General features: G+C 40.9%; 17 protein-coding genes. 9 read left to right on the top strand and 8 right to left on the bottom strand.

Features of this window, described 5'->3' with window-relative positions; all coding sequences use genetic code 11:
• Positions 1-238 precede the first annotated feature (238 nt).
• From PL9631_RS00865 to devC, 4 genes are all read left to right on the top strand, one after another.
• Positions 239-1741, top strand: a complete 1503-nt coding sequence (locus tag PL9631_RS00865; protein ID WP_083616382.1) for a vWA domain-containing protein — start codon at positions 239-241, stop codon at positions 1739-1741.
• Between the two features lie 119 nt (positions 1742-1860).
• Positions 1861-3180 (top strand): ABC exporter membrane fusion protein, encoded by a 1320-nt coding sequence (locus PL9631_RS00860; protein ID WP_083616155.1) that lies wholly within the window; start codon positions 1861-1863, stop codon positions 3178-3180.
• Positions 3181-3265: 85 nt separating this feature from the next.
• Complete coding sequence (locus tag PL9631_RS00855) at positions 3266-3697, top strand: hypothetical protein (RefSeq protein ID WP_156090399.1); 432 nt, start codon at positions 3266-3268, stop codon at positions 3695-3697.
• A gap of 54 nt (positions 3698-3751) precedes the next feature.
• On the top strand, positions 3752-4927 hold the full coding sequence (gene devC / locus PL9631_RS00850) for an ABC transporter permease DevC (RefSeq protein ID WP_083616153.1): 1176 nt from the start codon (positions 3752-3754) through the stop codon (positions 4925-4927).
• 55 nt (positions 4928-4982) lie between these two features.
• Here devC and PL9631_RS00845 read toward each other — a convergent pair whose 3' ends face one another.
• From PL9631_RS00845 to PL9631_RS00835, 3 genes are all read right to left on the bottom strand, one after another.
• A complete protein-coding gene (locus PL9631_RS00845) occupies positions 4983-5402 on the bottom strand; it encodes a PIN domain-containing protein (RefSeq protein WP_083616152.1) in 420 nt (139 codons plus the stop codon).
• A gap of 2 nt (positions 5403-5404) precedes the next feature.
• Positions 5405-5632 carry a hypothetical protein gene (locus tag PL9631_RS00840; protein ID WP_079681235.1) on the bottom strand — a complete coding sequence of 76 codons (228 nt, stop codon included), beginning with the start codon at positions 5630-5632 and terminating at the stop codon, positions 5405-5407.
• Positions 5633-5695: 63 nt separating this feature from the next.
• On the bottom strand, positions 5696-6301 hold the full coding sequence (locus PL9631_RS00835; protein ID WP_083616151.1) for a GNAT family N-acetyltransferase: 606 nt from the start codon (positions 6299-6301) through the stop codon (positions 5696-5698).
• Positions 6302-6316: 15 nt separating this feature from the next.
• Between PL9631_RS00835 and PL9631_RS00830 the strand changes: the two genes are divergently transcribed.
• Together PL9631_RS00830 and PL9631_RS00825 are read left to right on the top strand one after the other, a co-directional pair.
• Complete coding sequence (locus PL9631_RS00830) at positions 6317-7057, top strand: DevA family ABC transporter ATP-binding protein (protein ID WP_083616150.1); 741 nt, start codon at positions 6317-6319, stop codon at positions 7055-7057.
• Between the two features lie 66 nt (positions 7058-7123).
• Positions 7124-8083, top strand: coding sequence for a protochlorophyllide reductase (locus PL9631_RS00825; protein ID WP_083616149.1), 960 nt, complete (start codon positions 7124-7126; stop codon positions 8081-8083).
• Positions 8084-8312: 229 nt separating this feature from the next.
• On the opposite strand, the gene PL9631_RS00820 is transcribed toward PL9631_RS00825, so the two are convergent.
• From PL9631_RS00820 to PL9631_RS00800, 5 genes are all read right to left on the bottom strand, one after another.
• Positions 8313-9737, bottom strand: coding sequence for an ABC transporter substrate-binding protein (locus PL9631_RS00820; RefSeq protein ID WP_083616148.1), 1425 nt, complete (start codon positions 9735-9737; stop codon positions 8313-8315).
• A gap of 94 nt (positions 9738-9831) precedes the next feature.
• Complete coding sequence (locus tag PL9631_RS00815) at positions 9832-10914, bottom strand: PstS family phosphate ABC transporter substrate-binding protein (RefSeq protein ID WP_083616147.1); 1083 nt, start codon at positions 10912-10914, stop codon at positions 9832-9834.
• 140 nt (positions 10915-11054) lie between these two features.
• Entirely contained in the window at positions 11055-12446 is a 1392-nt protein-coding gene (locus PL9631_RS00810; protein WP_083616146.1) for a serine/threonine-protein kinase, read from the bottom strand.
• 146 nt (positions 12447-12592) lie between these two features.
• Positions 12593-13621, bottom strand: coding sequence for a LysR family transcriptional regulator (locus PL9631_RS00805; RefSeq protein WP_083616145.1), 1029 nt, complete (start codon positions 13619-13621; stop codon positions 12593-12595).
• Positions 13622-13716: 95 nt separating this feature from the next.
• On the bottom strand, positions 13717-14706 hold the full coding sequence (locus PL9631_RS00800) for a LysR family transcriptional regulator (protein WP_083616144.1): 990 nt from the start codon (positions 14704-14706) through the stop codon (positions 13717-13719).
• A 128-nt stretch (positions 14707-14834) separates the two neighbouring features.
• On the opposite strand from PL9631_RS00800, the gene PL9631_RS00795 reads away from it, so the two are divergent.
• The 3 genes from PL9631_RS00795 (at position 14835) to PL9631_RS00785 (ending at position 18263) form a co-directional block, all read left to right on the top strand.
• The gene (locus tag PL9631_RS00795) at positions 14835-15548 is read left to right on the top strand and encodes an NnrU family protein (RefSeq protein ID WP_083616143.1); all 714 of its coding nucleotides are present in this window, start codon (positions 14835-14837) and stop codon (positions 15546-15548) included.
• A gap of 48 nt (positions 15549-15596) precedes the next feature.
• Positions 15597-15968, top strand: coding sequence for a thioredoxin family protein (locus PL9631_RS00790; protein ID WP_083616142.1), 372 nt, complete (start codon positions 15597-15599; stop codon positions 15966-15968).
• 240 nt (positions 15969-16208) lie between these two features.
• The gene (locus tag PL9631_RS00785) at positions 16209-18263 is read left to right on the top strand and encodes an NAD(P)H-quinone oxidoreductase subunit 5 (protein WP_083616141.1); all 2055 of its coding nucleotides are present in this window, start codon (positions 16209-16211) and stop codon (positions 18261-18263) included.
• Positions 18264-18343: the final 80 nt, after the last annotated feature.

Here is an 18343-nt window from a genome sequence, read left to right as displayed (position 1 = left end):
AATCGACTCAGGCCCATATATTCAATAGAAATTCCTCCTCTAATTCCCTACATTCTAACAATTTTAGCCGATAATCTCCCCTTGGCAATAATGGGAAGGTTTTTTCTGGAATTTATGGCTGGGTTGATGTAGCAATCTTGAGTATGTAGAGATGTGCCACGGCGCGTCTGGGATAACGGTTATTAGTGTAAAAGTTAATCGTTAAATGTTAATTTGTTATTATACAAAAAATAAAATTATGAGCAATTTTTTTGGACAACTTCGACAAAAACTGAGCAAACCTGTACTATTTGGTTTATATGGTGCTATGGGTTGTTTAGGTGCTGCCACATTATTGGGTGAACCGCTATTACAATTAACAAAAATTTCCCCCAAAGTCGATCAATCTCCCTTAGCAATTGTGCTATTAATTGATACTTCTGGCAGTATGAATGAAGACGGCAAACTCCGAGAAGTCAAAACCGCGGCTCAAGCCTTTGTCCAACGGCAGGATTTATCGGAAAATCGTTTAGCTGTATTTGGCTTTGGGAGTAACGTTCAAGCTGCTGCTAGTTTAACTGATAATAAACCTACTTTAGAAGAAGCGATCGCCCAAATTGCCGACGGGGGTGGGACAAATATGGATCAGGCCCTCCTCGCTGCGACTCAAGAACTCCAGTCAACCTCACAACGGCGCAATATTCTTTTATTTACCGATGGACAACCCGGATATGCCGGGGCTAACCTGAATCGGGAAAAGGCAAAAACCTTAGATGCTATGAAAATAGCCGCCTCCGAGAATATTAACTTAGTAGCCGTTGCTACAGGAGATGCCGATACCAATTTTCTCGCTCAACTAACGGGCGACCCTGACCGGGTTTTTTATGTGAACTCCGGTGACTTCGATCAAGCCTTCCGACAAGCCGAAAAAGCCATATATGGCAGTCAATTGGTGGAATCTGGCCCCACGGGAAATTATGGGGTTATTTACTCCCTTCTACGCATGGGCGGATGGACAGCCCTTTTAGCCATTGGCACATCCCTAGCCTTAATTGCCGGCCAAAACTATTACCTCCGTCGTCGTCTCCTGACTCCCCAACAGGTGGGTATAGGTGTTGTCGGGGGTTTAATGGCGGGACTGGTGGCCGGAGGCGTGGGTCAACTATTGTTTATTCCCGTTGCTGGTATTCCGATTCTGGCCATTGGTGGCAGAATTATCGGTTGGGCAATTTTAGGCTCGGTGGTCGGTGGGGGAATGTCTTTCTTTGTTCCGAACTTGCAATGGGGGCGGGCGGTGCAGGGTGGGACAATAGGTGGAACAGCCGGAGCTATTGGATTTCTGATTATTTCTGCCCTATCGGGTGATTTAGTTGGCCGATTAATTGGGGCGGCAATTATTGGATTTTTTATCGGTTTAATGATTGCTTTAATTGAACAATTCAGTCGTGAATCTTGGTTAATTGTTTATTGGACACCGAACGAACAAACTAAGATCAATTTAGGAGCAGAACCGATTTTATTAGGCAGTTCAGAAAATAACCATATTTACCTGAGAAAAAGTCAAGGCTATCCCCCCATTACTGCCAAAATCTACACCGAAGGAGAAAAAATTATTATGGAATTTGACGAGGAAATGAAGGAAAGAGGGATGAAAATTCTCAAACAAGAACTCCATGATGGGGAGCAACGAAAGTTAGGAGATGTCACCCTAGAAGTTAGAACTACTAACAGCAATATTACTAAACAATTAGCAGATTCGTGAACTCTCACACCCCGTTGTTGGGCTTTAGCCCCTCTTGGAGCGCTGAAGCGCAACAACGGGATTATTATGATATACTAAACTAAACAGTTTAGTCTGAAGATTGGGCGGGAGGAAAAATTATGGTACGCCAAACAACAGTCGGTAAACTTTCATCCCCGAAATTACCCCATGCGGGGATTTTGGTTGCTGCAACTACCCTGGCTATAAGTGGTTTAACGGCCTATACCTTCTGGCGGTATCGTCCCACTCCCGCCGAACCCGTAGCCTTGCCCGAAACCCTTGTCCCGGAGGTAAAAACCGTTACGGCGTTAGGTTGGTTAGAACCCCAGGGAGAAATTATTAAACTATCCGCCCCCCAGTCCAACCAAGGGAGTCGGGTCGATCAACTTTTGGTGAAAGAGGGAGACTTGGTAGAGGGGGGACAAGCGATCGCTATTTTGGATAGTCGAGATCGGCTACAAGCGGCCCTAGAACAAGCTAAAACCGAAGTAGAAGTCGCCCAAGCCCGTTTAGAGCAAGTTCAAGCCGGGGCGAAACAGGGGGATATTCAAGCCCAAAAAGCCCGATTTCAGGGCAACCAAGCGGAGTTAGAGGGGCAAATTATCACCCAAAAGGCCACCATTGCCACCCTAGAAGCCCAACTGCGGGGAGAACGCAGCGCCCAAAAAGCTACCCTAGACCGCATTCAAGCGGAACTGAACAACGCCGAAACTAACTGTCAACGCTACGACAATTTATATCAGGATGGGGCCGTATCCGCCCAAGATCGCGATAGTCAATGTTTGCAGGCCGAAACCAGTCGCAAACGCCTACAGGAAGCCCAAGCCAACCTCAACGAAACTATTAGCAGCCGCGCTGAACAAATTCGAGAAGCCCAAGCTAACCTTAGCCGCACCATCGCCACCGTAGACCTACAAATTGCTGAGGCGGAAGCTACTTTAACGGCGGTGAGCGAAGTTCGTCCCGTCGATGTCCAGTTAGCTAAAAGTGAGTTAGCCAAGGCTGAATCCTCTGTTAAACAAGCCGAAGCTAATTTAGAACAGGCCTATGTGCGATCACCTGTAGAGACTAGCCATGGCGCGTCTTTCCGAGTAATTGAGGTGAATACCCACGCCGGAGAACTAATTTCTTCAGAAGGTATTATCGAATTGGGACAAACGGAACAAATGTATGCCGTTGCTGAAGTTTATGATAGCGATATTCCCAAAATACATTCGGGACAAACTGCAACTATTACTGCTGATGCGTTACCTGAACCCTTAAAAGGTACAGTTGAAGAAGTTGGATTAAGAGTCAAAAAACAAAGTGCTTTAGATATTGATCCGACCACAAATATTGATGCTAGAGTTATCGAAGTTAGAGTTAAACTAGATGAAACTTCTAGCAAAAAAGCCGAGAGTTTAACTAATTTACAGGTTAAAGTTAAAATTCAAAATTGAGGCGTTAAAGATTAATTATCCAGCCTTGCGAATGTTGGGAGGTTTATAGTAAACTCAAAGTGTTTTATTAGCCCAGTACAATAATATGAAAAAGTTCCACCCCTTACTAACGGTTGTGATGACTTCAATGGCGATCACAAGCGGGATGCCAGCAAATGCCCAAAACCCAGTTCGGAGTTTACAGGATTTAGATCCCTACCCGAATCAGGTCTTAACTTCTTCTTATAGTACCTCTAACTATGATGCAACTGGGACGGTTAAATGTTCGGCAAATCAGGCAATTTTTGATAAAGAATGTGAATTTGGTGTATTGCGGGGTGATTCGGGATCGGCTTCTGTGAGCGTCAACAAAGCAACCAATAAACGTCAGGAACGGATTTTGAATTTTGACAAGAATGGCGTTACTACTCCCCAAGACGGTAAGTTAACCTGGGAGAAAATAGAAGGAAATTGGTGGATCGGAATTGATAATCGGGAGTTCTATCTAATTCCTGAAATCGTTATTTTTGGAGATTAATTAGTTATTAATTATCAGTTATCAGTTATTAGTCAACTCTCAACATCCTAAATTATGATTGGATTTATACAAAGATTAATAAATAGAACACCGTTGGGATGGTTGCAATTAAGTCATGATAAAGCCCGGATGTTAGTGGCATTATCAGGAATTGCCTTTGCTGATGTTTTAATTTTTATGCAATTAGGATTTCAAACAGCATTATATGATAGTAATACCAGATTGCATAATCATTTAGATGCGGATATTTTTATTATTAGTCCCCAAGCCAGAAATTTAGTTAATTTATCAACCTTACCCCGGCGGCGTTTATATCAAGCAATGGATGTTCCGGGGGTGAAATCCGCCGAACCTTTATATGTTAATTTTTCTGACTGGAAAAACCCCAAAACTGGGAAAAAAACAGCCATTTTAGTCATCGGATTTGATCCGCGTCAGTCCGTTTTTAATTTACCCGAAGTTCAACAAAATTTAGACGTGATTAAACTCCCTGACCAGGTTTTATTTGATCGTTCTTCGAGAGGAGATTATCAAGAAGTTATTGCTAAAGTTGATCAGGGTAAAATTGTTAGTACGGAATTAGAAAAACGCACGCTCAAAATTGCAGGATTATTTAAAGTTGGGGCTTCCTTTGCGGCGGATGGAACATTAATAACTAGCGATCGCAATTTTTTACGATTATTTCCCCGAAGAAAACCAGGGGGAATTAGTGCTGGACTGGTTAAAGTTGAACCGGGTTATGATGTCCAAAAAGTCGCAACAGACCTACAAAATTATTTACCCAAAGATGTAAAAGTTTTAACTAATGAACAATTTTTAGCCTTTGAAAAGGATTATTGGTCGAAAAATACAGCTATTGGATTTGTGTTTAGTTTAGGGACAGCCATGGGGTTTGTTGTTGGGGTGATTATTGTTTATCAAGTTCTGGCGACAGATGTTGCTGACCATACACCAGAATATGCTACTTTCAAAGCCATGGGATTTAGAAATGCTTATTTATTAGGGATTGTTTTTGAAGAAGCAATTATTTTAGCAATATTAGGTTTTATCCCTGGTGCTACGATTTCTGTAGGCTTATATCGGTTAACCCGACAAGCCACAAATTTACCGTTATATATGACCTTATTTCGAGCAATTCAAGTGTTAGTATTAACGATTATTATGTGTATGTTATCTGGTGCGATCGCCACTCGTAAATTACAAGCCGCCGATCCTGCCGATATCTTTTGATTCTTACTTATAAGTGTCTGGTTGCGAATGAGGAGTAAAAAAACGGGGTTGATATTTATTTGAGTTCAAAAAATTGTTCAAATCCTTTATTTTTTAAGCCTAGTTTTAATTTTTTATCTCCAGTCCATAATAATCCATTCAATTGCAGTGTTAATGCTACATGAGGGGTATCACTCACATCAACACCTTGGCATAGTTCGTAAGCTATTCTACGATATTCTAAAGTAATTAAATCTTCTTTATAGAGATGAAGGTGTTTTAGCAAAATATAATAGATTTGAATAATTTCTTCTTCGGTTAAATGACTAAGTTGAATAATTTTTTCCTTGCGCTTAAATAGTTCTACAAATACAAGTTCGCAAACAAAAAACGCATACTCTGAAGTTAGCAATAATTCACTGAAACGAGAATTTTCCCTAAGCAATGCAGAAAACAATATATTGGTATCAACAATAATCGGCTTTTGAGTTAACATAATTAACTAACCCAAGACTTGGACGTTAAGGTATCCCAAACTTCTTGATTAACTTCTTGACTCAGGTTAGTTATTTGTTCTGCTGTCAGTTGACTACGATTACGAATTGATTCTAACTCAAGATATTCTAAAAATTGAGTTAATAACTCCAAATTTACCATCTCTCGATTAAATTTAATAATAATATCTTGATTTTCCAGACTAATACTGTATAGACTTTGATTTGACATCAGTTTGATTCCAGCTAGACTTGATAATATCTATTATAGATTATAAAGTCAGCTATGGAAAAGTTATCGGAAAAACCTGGTTTCTGGAGGAATTTCCGATCTACCCCGACTATATTTAACAGCTAAACGTTCTTCAAAATTAAAATAGGGGAGTTGATGTTCACTAAATCTAAACTGTTTTTCTAAGGTTAATCCTAGCTTTTCCATAACTCGAATTGAACCTTGATTAGCTACTAATGCCCAAGCAATAACTCGTTTTACTCCCCATTCTAAAAACCCTTTATCTACTAAAATCTGACAGGCTTCCGTTGCGTATCCTTTTCCCCAACTGTTATAAATCAACCGATATCCTAACGCAATTTCATTGGGTTGTACCAGATTTAACGCCCTGGCAAAAGGGTGATCAATGGCGGGGAAAAAATGTACCCAACCGATTAACTCTCCGGTGGCTTTTTCAACAATAGCCCATACCCCAAAATATGAATATCTGCTATAATATTCCATAAATCTCGGTAATGTTTCAGTCTGAATAAATTCTTTAGGTGTGCAATGTCCACCATTAATATACTTCATCACCCTAGGATCGTTATCTAAATCCCACAAAAAATCAGTATCCAGTTCAGTAAACTGCCGTAAAATTAACCGTTTCGTTTCTAAAAAAATATCCATTTTTAGGTTAACTCCATGCAAACTCAAACTCAAGATATCCAAGATTCCACAAAAACCAATACAGCCATCGCAATTCAAAATTTAGACCATTATTTTGGTCATGGTCAATTACAAAAACAGGTGTTATTTGATATTAACTTAGAAATTACCATTGGTGAAATTGTGATTATGACTGGCCCATCGGGTTCGGGAAAAACCACATTATTAACCTTAATTGGGGCGTTACGTTCTGTGCAGTCGGGAAGTTTAAATATATTAGGAAGAGAATTCCTAGGTGCGCGTTCAGGAGAGTTAGTTAAAGCCAGACGAAATACAGGTTATATTTTCCAAGCTCATAATTTACACAAAAGTTTAACAGCCTTACAAAATGTGCAAATGGGGTTAGAAGTTCAGGATAAATTTTCTCGTTCAGAAATACAACAAAAAGCAACTGCTATGTTAGATAAAGTCGGGTTAACAGATCGATTAAATTATTATCCTGATAATCTGTCTGGAGGACAAAAACAACGAGTTGCGATCGCCCGGGCCTTAGTCAGTCATCCCCCCATTGTTTTAGCCGATGAACCCACCGCCGCCCTGGATAGTCACTCGGGGAGAGATGTGGTTAACTTAATGCAAACCTTAGCCAAAGAACAGGGTTGTACGATCTTAATTGTTACCCATGATAACCGAATTTTAGATGTTGCCGATCGGATCATTCACATGGAAGATGGCGCATTAGTGACTAATTCCGAACTGATACCCAACCATAAATAGTGACTCAGGGTGTTAAAACATGAGATCCTAGAAAGAGTCAACAATAGTAAATTGAGTTAAAATTTCATGGCTAATCAAGCAACAGTTGTGATTACGGGAGCGTCTTCGGGCGTTGGTTTGCAAGCCGCTAGAGCCTTAGCCGAAAAGGGTTGGTATGTGGTGATGGCCTGTCGGGATTTAGTCAAGGCGGAACAGGCGGCTCAATCCCTGGGAATGTCTAAGGATAGCTATACAGTTCTTCCCATCGACCTAGGCTCCTTAGCCAGTGTAAAACAGTTTGTGGCTAATTTCCGGTCTCTGGGTCGCTCGTTAGATGCCTTGGTCTGCAATGCGGCGATTTATATGCCTTTAATTAAGGAGCCCCTATGGAGTCCAGAGGGCTATGAGTTAACGGTGGCGACCAATCATTTAAGCCATTTCTACCTCTGCAATGTGATGTTAGAGGATATGAAGCGCTCCTCCTATCCCGATCGCAGAATGGTGATTTTAGGGACTGTCACCCACAACCCCGATGAGTTAGGAGGTAAAATTCCTCCCCGTCCAGATTTAGGCAATCTCGAAGGATTTGAACAAGGGTTTAAAGATCCGATTACGATGATTAATGGTAAAGAATTTGAACCAGTTAAAGCCTATAAAGATAGTAAGGTTTGTAATGTTTTAACGATGCGAGAATTACATCGCCGTTACCATGATTCGACGGGGATTACTTTTACTTCTCTCTATCCGGGTTGTGTGGCAACAACGGCTTTATTCCGCAATCATTATCCCCTATTCCAAAAGATTTTTCCCCTATTTCAAAAATATATTACTGGGGGATTTGTTACTGAGGAGTTATCGGGCGATCGCGTTGCTATGGTGGTAGCCGATCCTGAATATAAACAGTCGGGAATGTATTGGAGTTGGGGAAATCGTCAGAAGAAAAATCGCCAGTCTTTTGTGCAGAAGGTGTCTCCCCAAGCCAGCGATGATGAAAAAGGGAAAAAAATGTGGGATTTAAGTGCTAGGTTGGTGGGATTAGCTTACTAATCAAATCAGGGAGTAGGGACAATACTTTTGGCTTTTTCAATAAGTTATTGTACAAATCCCCTACTTTTAAGTGTGGGGATTTCCCTGCTCCGGTATTCCGTATAATTATATTAATCATCTATCTTCTAACGGTTATCAATCTATTCAGTTTTTTACAGTAGAACAAACCTTAACTCTGGGTGCTTTTCCTGAATTTAATTTGAGTGTAAATCAACTGTTTTAATTGCGGTTAAGGAACTGGAACAAAATCATAACCCAATTCTGCACGATTTCCCGGTTCAATGGTGACTAATTGTAAGGGTTGATTGCGATCGCCCGAGGGTAAAAACCGAATCACCCCCGTTGCTCCTTGGGGCGTAAAATCCGGGGCGGAAAGTGCTTGTTGAACCCCGGTTCGGGTCGAATTTTTACTAATAGCAGCAACCAAGGCTTTTGTAGCATCATAGGAGGTGGCGGTGCGCCAATTCACAGTTGCTCCCCAGAGTTGATTTGCTGTTTGAGCAAAAGCCGAATTAGGATTAGCTAAAATATGCCAAGGAATGGCAATTACCATCCCCACAGCATCGCTTCCCACCTTCAAGGTTTCCGGTCGATATAGACTATCTCCGCCCAGTAAAGGTAACTGTCTCCGATTAATTCTCACCACTTGTAACGCCTGTTCAATAGTAGAAGAATCGGGGGTTAAAACAATTACTTCGGCTCCCTGTTGGCGAGCTTGTTCTAAAGATTGAACTGGGTTAAAATCGGGTTTTGCAATATCAAAAACGCTGACTACTTCCCCCCCGTCTCCACTTAAAGCCGTGGTAAATTCGGTTTGTAGGGATGTGCTATATTGGTTAGCACTATTAAAGAATATAACCGCTTTTTTTAGGTTTAAAGTATTTAGTAAATATCGAGATAAGCTACTTCCAGCAAAGCGATCGCTCGGAACTGTTCTAAAAATAAAGTTTCCCGCATTAAAAATATTTGTTGATGTACTTGTAGGGGAAATTAAAACTAATTGTCCGGCTTCATAAATCGGTGCGGCGGCTTGGGTGGTATCACTGCCAAAATGACCAATTACCCCTAAAACTTCTGAATTAGCGACTAACTTTTGAGCCACTTCTTTAGCCACTTCAGGACTATTATCATCATTGACAATCATCACATTTAATGATTTTCCGGCAATTCCTCCCCCTTGGTTAACTTCCATTTGAGCTTGAGCAACTCCTCTTAAAATCTCCTGGGCGGTATTAACGGAAGTTCCAATTGGAATAGATACTGCTATAGTATAAAAGGGCTGATTATTTTGTAGAATCTGAGCATTATTTCGATAAACTAAGGCTTCAGGATCGTTTTTATTTTGTTGTAATGCTGCATTAAATTGTTGAACCGCATTCTGATATTGACGGGAAGCTAAAGCCTCAACTCCTGACTGTTTGAGAGCTAAATCTCGTGAAGCAATTAAAACTTTTTCCCCTTGACTCATGCGAGTTTCTATCGACCCAACCGCAATATTAGATGAGGACGTTGGGGGTAAAGTTGCAGAGGGGTTATTTGAATTTAATAGGGGTTTAGGAGAAAATCCGAAAAATAAAAAATAACCCGCCCCTAATAAGCCCCCCGTAATCAGGAGTGCTAAAAATAAGATTAGAGATTCATTTTTTTGTGACATCGGATTATCAATTGATGCTTAACTTCTATTGTAACATTTTTTTCTGGGATCAACCTTTAGGTTAACAGATAGAAACATACCCAGCGCGGAAAACTTAACGGATTCTAATAAATCCCAGCTTTTCAATTAAATCCTGACCTTGAGAGGTTAATAAAAGTTGAGTGTAGGCGTCTCCAGCTTGTTGTTCAGTTTGATTATTTTGCTTAACAATAATAAATAAACGTCGGGTGAGAGGATAGGCTCCATTTTTAAACACAACAGGATCAATTTGATTCCTTTGTTGAGGGCAATTTTCAGGGGGAATTAAGGGGTTTTTATAGGGTTGAATTAAAGCTCCAGAGGTTAAACCTATGGCTATGGGTTTAATCGTACATTGGGCGACCACTTCTGGGGCGGAAGCATAATAGATTCCCCCAGGATTATTAGCGATCGCTCTTAGGGCTTCTGTGGTGGTAGGAATAAATTTTATCGTCTCTGCAAAACTTTCTCCTCCTAATACATTCGTAATAAAAAATTCTGTTGTTCCTCCAGCTTCTTTAGTCCGAGAATAGGCAACAATGGGAACATTTTCGCCTCCGAGTTGACTCCAATTAGTGATTTTACCTGTATAAATTTGTTTTAATTCATTAATGGTTAATCCTTGAATATTTAAGTTGGGATTAACTGCAACTACAATCCCATCAATAGCAATAGGAACTTCGATTAAATTTAAGCCCCTTTGTCTGGCTTGTTGATATTCTGATTCCTCTAAGGATCGGGAAGATTCAGCGAAAGTAATTTGATTATCAATTAACATTTTAATCCCACTTCCTGAACCTGGGGATTGACTAGGATTTTGAAAATATCGTAATTGAAATTGAGGCAAAACATTTTGAATTTCTGGATTAATTCCTTGACGAATAGGTGCAAAAGTGGTACTCCCGCCATAGGTAAAGACTCCATTCGGAACATTAGGAACTTCAGCAAAGGTTTTAAAATTATTCGTTGGGGTTTGAGGGACAGAGGTGGGTGGAATTGGGGCGGGTTTAGGTGGAATTGAACTAGAGGGAGAGGGATTAGAATTTAAGACTGTGGGCAATTTCATATTGCGAGTAAACCACCAAATTCCACCACCAATTAATCCTCCGGTAATCAGCAAGGCTAGGATTAAAGTTGTAGTGTCATTTTTTTGAGCCATAACTTTTAAGGGTTTTTCATGTTCAGGAAAATTTTAGCATTTTTGTAGGATTGTCGGGGCAAATATTGATATAATATTACTTAAGGAATAGAATAAAAGAAACAAACCATCTCGAATCATTCCTTGAATAATTGCTTAGTTTATAAAATTCGTTTAAGTAGGAGATAAATTAAGCGGAATAAAGTAGTTACAGCTACGCTAAATACAGCCACAATTAAAGGTACTATAGTTAACATTATATAAAAGTCTAAATTTAATAAGATAAAGTATAAAACTCCTATAGAAATTAAGGGGATAATGATAAAATCTAATCCAGCTTCGATCCGACGATGATACAGGGAAAATATTAATCCCGTGACCGTGACTAAACCGATAATTAATAAAACAATAAGGTTAAAATTAAATACTTTAAATATAGCAAATCCTAAGCTGGCGAAAACCCCAACTTCAAACCCCACAAAGGCGGCATTGGATAACAATTCCAAGGTAGAAAAAGAACGAGTTGTTGTTAAAGGTTGAACGGGAGTTACAGGAGGAGAAATAGCAGGAGAAGGAATTGGAGGAGGTTGGGGAATAGATGGAATTTGGGGAGTGTTTAAGGCGGTTAAAACTTGAGTAGCTGAACCAAAGCGATCGCTGGGAGTAGATAATAACATTTTATCTAAAATATTAGCTAATTCATCGGAAACCCTAACAAATTGTTTCCAGTTCCATTGATTACTATAACTATCAAATAAATCTTGAGGATCTTTTGCTGTTAATAATACAATACAAGTCACCGCCAACGCATATAAATCCGTGGAAGGAAACACGGTATGACCTCGCATTTGTTCAGGAGGTGCAAACCCTAAAGAATAAATTCCGGTCGATGTTCCTGCGGGACTTTGGGTTACTTGTTTAACCGCCCCAAAATCTAATAAATGTAAAACACCTTGGCGATCACGCATAATATTAGAGGGTTTAATATCGCGGTGAATCACATCATGATCATGAACAAATTCTAAAATTTTCAGCACTTCCTGGAGAACTTCCCTAACTTCTACTTCTGAAAATTCTCCTTTTGAATTTAGTTCAGCTTCTAAATTCTGCCCATTAATATACTCTTGAACAATATAAAAAAAACATTCTGGTTTTGAGGTTTGCCATCCAGGAGCTTCTAAGGGAAAATAGGCAAATAAATCAGGAATTTGGAGATGTTTATTGCCTAATTGTTCCAAAACATGAGCTTCTCTTTCAAATAAAACCTGGGCCGTTGCTAATTGTTGAGCGTTTAAATCCGATGAGGGTTTAAATTGTTTAACCACACAGGATTTCAGAGCCGGAGAACGCCGATCTTTGGCTAAATAGGCCGTACCAAATCCCCCTTGTCCTAATAATAGTTCGGGGAGATAACGACCATCTAAAATTAAAGGCATTCCGCAGGTGGTACAGAATTTTTGCTGTACGGTTTTGAGGGTCATTTGATCATCTAAATCGGTAAAATTATTGCGATCAGCCCCCACACAGCCCGGACGAGTACAGTAAATTTTCATAGTGTTACTGCTGATAAAAAATTAAAAACGGAGGTTGTAACATTTTAATACTGATATGAAACAGTCAGAAGTATTATCCGGTGTTCCCTGTTCCGGTGTTCCCTATTCCCCGTTCCCTTTTGATCAAGACAACTCAAATAAGATTGCTATAGGTCTTGAGTTTCTTCAAAATCCGTAGGAGAAATAAACGTCTCAATATTAATCGGTTTTTTAGATGTAGTTGAGGAAAAATTATGGGTGTTTAATGTCCAGTTTTGGGCTGTAAACAAGGGTAAGATATCTCGACTAAACGCCTCAGATGCCTTGGACTGATAGCGATGATGGTTAACAATAACCGAAAGCATTCTTTTAACTACCACATCTTCAATTAATATGCGGTGCAAAACCTTCATTTCTAATTCTTTTTCAATGGCTGAAATCGAAACAAAAGCAGCACCTAATCCAGCTTGTACGGTATTTTTAATTGCTTCAATAGAATTTAACTCCATTTCGACTTTTAGACAGCGTGGATCGATCTCTGCTCGGGTTAAAACTTGATCAATGACTTTGCGAATAGTAGACTGAGAATCTAAGGCCACAAATTCCAATTGATATAAGTCTTCTTTTTGAATTTTGTCTAATTTGGCAAAGGGATGGGAAGGGGGAATAATTAAGGCTAATTCATCTTCAATATAGGGTTGAATTGTTAAAGCATCTTGTAATTCCGGTGGTACTTCCCCCCCAACAATTGCTAAATCAATTTGTCCATTTGCCACACTCCAAGCCGTGCGTCGAGTCGAATGAACGTGCAGTTGTACCGCCACATCGGGATATTTTTCGCGAAATAAACCAATCATCCGGGGGAGTAAATAGGTTCCCGTGGTTTGGGATGCCCCGACAATTAAGGTTCCCCCTTGTAGATTTTGTAAATCCTCAATAGCGCGGCAGGTTTCCTGACATAAACTTAGGATTTTTTCGCCATAATTTAATAAAAGATGTCCTGCTTCTGTTAATTTAGCTCTACGTCCTCCCCGGTCAAATAAAGGAACACTTAACTGTCGTTCTAAATTTTGGACTTGTAAACTAATAGCGGGCTGGGAAACATATAAACTATCCGCCGCCCGTTTAAAACTTCCCTCAGCCGCGATCGCTTTGAGAATGCGTAATTGATCTAAGGTAAAAGGAACATCTGTCATTGTGAGAGTGGGTAAATAGTTGAGCAAAAATAGAATCAAAAATCAGATTATTTTAGCTAATTTTAATCCAAAAGGTTGAAAAAATTATGATAAAATTAATCTGATAAAGGTAAAGCCGTGTATTCCGTTGGGTATTGGATATCAATGCTATGTTTGTTAAAATCGGGACTAGCAAATTTGGGTAAAATTTCATTAGTAAATGCCTCGGCGGCTTTGGATCGATAGCGATTCGGATTATAAATCACCGATAACGTCCGTTTGACAATCACCTGATCAATTTTAACCCTTTTGATTACCCCCATCTGCAACTCTTTTTCAATGGCAGATGTGGAAACAAAGGCAACTCCTAACCCGGACTGAACTGCATTTTTAATCGCTTCAATCGAACTGAGTTCCATTTCTAATTGCAGGTTGTTCGTATCAATTTCACACCGGGTTAAAACCTGATCAATAACTTTCCGAATCGTTGATTGAGCATCCAAACTAATAAATTTTAACGAGTATAAATCCTCTTTTAAAATCGTTTCTCGCTGGGCAAATTCATGGGAAGTAGGAACAATTAACGCCAGTTCATCCTCCGCATAGGGAACAATTTCTAAAGCGGACATCAATTCAGGGGCAATTTCTCCCCCGACAATGGCTAAGTCAATTTGTCCATTTACCACGCTCCAAGCGGTGCGCCGGGTGGAATGAACGTGCAACTGGACTGAAACATCGGGGTATTTTTCTCGAAATAAGCCAATCATCCGGGGTAACATATAGGTTCCGGTGGTTTGAGAGGCCCCAATAATTAAAGTTCCCCCCCGCAGATTTTGTAAATCTTCGATGGCCCGACAGGTTTCTTGACATAGGGACAAAATCTTTTCCCCATAACTCAGGAGTAGATGACCAGCTTCGGTCAGTTGGGCGCGACGTCCTCCCCGGTCAAACAGTGGCACGTTTAACTGTCGCTCGAGGTTTTGCACCTGGAGACTAACGGCAGGTTGGGAGACATAAAGACTATCAGCAGCGCGTTTAAAGCTACCCTCAGCCGCGATCGCTTTGAGGATGCGTAACTGATCTAAAGTGAATGGAAGGTCAGACATATTCCTCAACCTCGGTAAAATAAGGAAGCGTGATGACTTTTTAGGATGGGGGATCAAGTTCTTTCAGCATACTGCAACGATGAAGGGTAATTGAAATTAACTTTATTATTAATGGAGAAAAGGTCAAAATGTCTGAGTATTGGCTAACGTCTAGCCATTTTGTGATGTTGGGGTTAATTTTGGGATTTGCGATCGCCCATAGTGGTTTAGCAGCCCTGCGACCCTGGGGAGAATCAAAAATTGGGGCGCGGGCTTATCGAGTTTTATTTGCTTTAGTGAGTATCCCCTTTGCCACGGTTCTAATTATCTACTTTTTTAATCATCGTTACGATGGATTACAACTTTGGATGGTACAGGATAGAGTTGTGGTTAAACCGATAGTTTGGATCTTATCAGCAATTTCATTTATTTTTCTCTATCCAGCCACCTTTAATTTATTAGAAATTGCCGCCATTCAAAAGCCGGAAGTCCATCTCTATGAAACTGGAATTATCCGTATTACCAGACATCCACAAATGGTGGGTCAAGTAATTTGGTGTGTGGGTCATAGCCTGTGGTTAGGGACAAGTTTCACCCTGTTAACTTCCCTGGGGCTGATCTTGCATCACTTATTTGCCGTGTGGCATGGTGATCGGCGTTTGTTGGCCCGTTATGGCAAATCCTTTGAAACCGTGAGATCTCGTACCTCTGTGATTCCATTTTTAGCGATCGCCCAAGGTCGCCAAACCCTTGAATTAAAAGAGTTTTTCCGATGGTCTTATTTAGGAGTCGGTATTTTTATCCTGTTACTCTGGCAAATTCATCCCTTATTAATGCGTGCAACAGGTAACGTAGACTGGTAGCATGATCCCAAGGATATAAAAACAGTGATTAATAAAATTTGAGAGATGATGCTATTGTCGATCAATGAGCAGATGTTTACTCAAGAAGTTCTGGAATCTTCTTCTCCGGTTTTAGTACATTTTTGGGCGCCTTGGTGTGGAATTTGTAAGCTGATTATGCCTCAACTGAGTCAATTCCAGCAGGACTGGCGAGGCACAATCAAGCTAGTGACCGTAAATGCCGATCAAAGTTTAAAGTTAGCGAGTACCTACCGCCTCCAAACTTTACCGACATTGATGATTTTTGATCAAGGTCAGGTTGTCTATCGACTCGAACATTTCCAAGGTCGAGAAGATTTACGTCGCCGTCTTGATGGCTTCATGACAAATTATCTAAACAATCATCAGTTATCAGTCATCACTAATCAGTTATCAGTGTAGAGACGTGCCACGGCGCGTCTGGATCAGTTATCAGTTATCAGTGAGCCAGACCTGCCACAGCGTTGTTTAGGCATTTTATCCCAAAAGTGAAAAACCAGGGACAGCCGAAGCCAAAAAACCGATTTACAAGTTTTGGCTTTGCGAAGATTTCAGGAATTTTTACCCATAAGGTTCATACTCTGTGTCAAAATTATCAACAGTTTTGGCAAGTTCATTAAGAACTATAAAGTTGACATAGTTATGGAACCTCTCTATCAATACGCCTGGTTAATTCCTGTGTTGCCCCTATTAGGTGCAACCCTGGTTGGGGTCGGGCTAATTTCTTTCAACACCGCCACTAACAATTTGAGACAAGTTTGTTCAACCTTCCTGGTCTCAACTTTAGGGGCATCAATGGTCTTATCTTTTGCCCTGCTTTGGAGTCAACTCAACGGTCATGCTCCCTACACCTATATTATTGACTGGGCAGCGGCCGGAGACTTTAGACTAACGATGGGTTATACCATTGACCATCTGGCAACTGTGATGCTGGCTATTGTGGCTACCGTTGCCTTCCTGGTCATGATCTACACCGATGGTTATATGGCCCATGACCCCGGATATGTACGCTTTTATGCCTATCTGAGTTTATTTAGTTCTTCAATGTTAGGGCTGGTAATTTGCCCAAACTTGATTCAGGTTTATATTTTCTGGGAACTGGTGGGGATGTGTTCCTACCTGTTAATTGGGTTCTGGTACGACCGCAAACCCGCCGCCGATGCCTGTCAAAAAGCCTTTGTTACCAACCGAGTTGGGGACTTTGGTTTACTCTTAGGAATATTAGGTATCTATTGGGCCACCAATACCTTTGATTTTGAATTAATGGGGGAACGCCTCGAACAAGCGGTAGAAACGGGTTCCCTCAGTGTCGTTTTAGCAACCCTTTTAGGGGTGTTAGTATTCTTGGGCCCCGTTGCTAAGTCGGCCCAATTCCCCCTGCACGTTTGGCTTCCCGACGCCATGGAAGGCCCGACCCCGATTTCTGCCTTAATTCACGCTGCCACGATGGTCGCCGCCGGGGTGTTTTTGGTCGCCCGGATGTACCCCGTATTTGAAGGGTTGCCGGTCGTGATGAATATTATTGCCTTTACCGGATGCTTTACTGCATTCTTGGGGGCCACTATCGCCCTAACCCAAAATGACATTAAAAAAGGGTTAGCCTATTCGACTATTTCCCAATTGGGTTACATGGTGATGGCCATGGGTGTCGGGGCTTACAGTGCCGGACTATTCCACCTAATGACCCACGCCTATTTTAAAGCCATGTTATTCCTGTGTTCGGGTTCGGTAATTCACGGGATGGAGTCTGTTGTTGGCCATGAACCCGTTCTAGCTCAAGATATGCGTCTGATGGGCGGGTTACGCAAATATATGCCCGTTACCTCCGCCTGTTTTCTGGTGGGGACTTTAGCGATTTGCGGTATTCCTCCCTTTGCGGGTTTTTGGTCAAAGGATGAAATTCTCAGTAATGCCTTTGCCGCCAACCCCGTCTTATGGTTAGTCGGTTGGTTAACGGCTGGAATGACTGCCTTTTATATGTTCCGAATGTATTTCATGACCTTTGAAGGTAAATTCCGAGGGAATGACACCACCATTCAACAAAATCTGTTAACGGAAGCAAATGGCCCTCAATTTGCCTTTGGCCCTGGGGCGATGAATCCCGACGAGTTAGCCCACGGCGACGATCATGGCCATAGCCACGATCCCCATGAGTCCCCGATTTCCATGATTCTACCGTTAATGGTATTAGCGGTTCCTTCTGTCTTTATTGGGTTGGTAGGAACTCCGTTTAATAATATTTTTGAAGTGTTTATCCACGCCCCCGGCGAAAGTTTGAAACAGGTTCAGGAACATTTGGCGGAATTTGAATTAACGGAATTTTTGATTATGGCTGGAAGTTCCGTTGGTATTGCTTTAATTGGAATTAGTATTGCCTATTTGATGTATTTAGCTGGCAAAATTAATCCCGCCGCGATCGCTGCAAAATATCCAGCCCTGTACAATTTTTCCAAAAACAAATGGTATCTGGATGATATTAACGAGGTGCTATTTGTTCGGGGTAGTCGTCGATTAGCACGACAAGTTATGGAAGTTGATTATCGCGTTGTAGATGGGGCAGTTAACCTCACCGGGTTAGTCACCTTAGTCACCGGAGAAGGCTTAAAATACCTCGAAAATGGTCGCGCCCAATTCTATGCCCTGATTGTATTTGTAGCCGTTCTTGGCTTCGTTGTCTTCTCAGGAATTACTGGGTAATAGGGAATTACGAATTACGAATTACGAATTACGAATTACGAATTACGAATAGGTAATGGGTAATAGGTAATGGGTAATGG

Origin of the sequence: Planktothrix paucivesiculata PCC 9631, assembly GCF_900009265.2 — a bacterium.
Taxonomy (GTDB): Bacteria; Cyanobacteriota; Cyanobacteriia; order Cyanobacteriales; family Microcoleaceae; genus Planktothrix; species Planktothrix paucivesiculata.
The sequence above is the reverse complement of the archived record's forward strand: the minus strand, read 5'-3'. Positions and strand labels throughout refer to the sequence as shown.

What these genes read in the sequence shown, in the direction of transcription:
- PL9631_RS00865 (WP_083616382.1), top strand. Translation starts at nt 239, where the DNA reads ATGAGCAATTTTTTTGGACAACTTCGACAAAAACTGAGCAAACCTGTA.
- PL9631_RS00860 (WP_083616155.1), top strand. Translation starts at nt 1,861, where the DNA reads ATGGTACGCCAAACAACAGTCGGTAAACTTTCATCCCCGAAATTACCC.
- PL9631_RS00855 (WP_156090399.1), top strand. Translation starts at nt 3,266, where the DNA reads ATGAAAAAGTTCCACCCCTTACTAACGGTTGTGATGACTTCAATGGCG.
- devC (WP_083616153.1), top strand. Translation starts at nt 3,752, where the DNA reads ATGATTGGATTTATACAAAGATTAATAAATAGAACACCGTTGGGATGG.
- PL9631_RS00845 (WP_083616152.1), bottom strand. Translation starts at nt 5,402, where the DNA reads ATGTTAACTCAAAAGCCGATTATTGTTGATACCAATATATTGTTTTCT.
- PL9631_RS00840 (WP_079681235.1), bottom strand. Translation starts at nt 5,632, where the DNA reads ATGTCAAATCAAAGTCTATACAGTATTAGTCTGGAAAATCAAGATATT.
- PL9631_RS00835 (WP_083616151.1), bottom strand. Translation starts at nt 6,301, where the DNA reads ATGGATATTTTTTTAGAAACGAAACGGTTAATTTTACGGCAGTTTACT.
- PL9631_RS00830 (WP_083616150.1), top strand. Translation starts at nt 6,317, where the DNA reads ATGCAAACTCAAACTCAAGATATCCAAGATTCCACAAAAACCAATACA.
- PL9631_RS00825 (WP_083616149.1), top strand. Translation starts at nt 7,124, where the DNA reads ATGGCTAATCAAGCAACAGTTGTGATTACGGGAGCGTCTTCGGGCGTT.
- PL9631_RS00820 (WP_083616148.1), bottom strand. Translation starts at nt 9,737, where the DNA reads ATGTCACAAAAAAATGAATCTCTAATCTTATTTTTAGCACTCCTGATT.
- PL9631_RS00815 (WP_083616147.1), bottom strand. Translation starts at nt 10,914, where the DNA reads ATGGCTCAAAAAAATGACACTACAACTTTAATCCTAGCCTTGCTGATT.
- PL9631_RS00810 (WP_083616146.1), bottom strand. Translation starts at nt 12,446, where the DNA reads ATGAAAATTTACTGTACTCGTCCGGGCTGTGTGGGGGCTGATCGCAAT.
- PL9631_RS00805 (WP_083616145.1), bottom strand. Translation starts at nt 13,621, where the DNA reads ATGACAGATGTTCCTTTTACCTTAGATCAATTACGCATTCTCAAAGCG.
- PL9631_RS00800 (WP_083616144.1), bottom strand. Translation starts at nt 14,706, where the DNA reads ATGTCTGACCTTCCATTCACTTTAGATCAGTTACGCATCCTCAAAGCG.
- PL9631_RS00795 (WP_083616143.1), top strand. Translation starts at nt 14,835, where the DNA reads ATGTCTGAGTATTGGCTAACGTCTAGCCATTTTGTGATGTTGGGGTTA.
- PL9631_RS00790 (WP_083616142.1), top strand. Translation starts at nt 15,597, where the DNA reads ATGCTATTGTCGATCAATGAGCAGATGTTTACTCAAGAAGTTCTGGAA.
- PL9631_RS00785 (WP_083616141.1), top strand. Translation starts at nt 16,209, where the DNA reads ATGGAACCTCTCTATCAATACGCCTGGTTAATTCCTGTGTTGCCCCTA.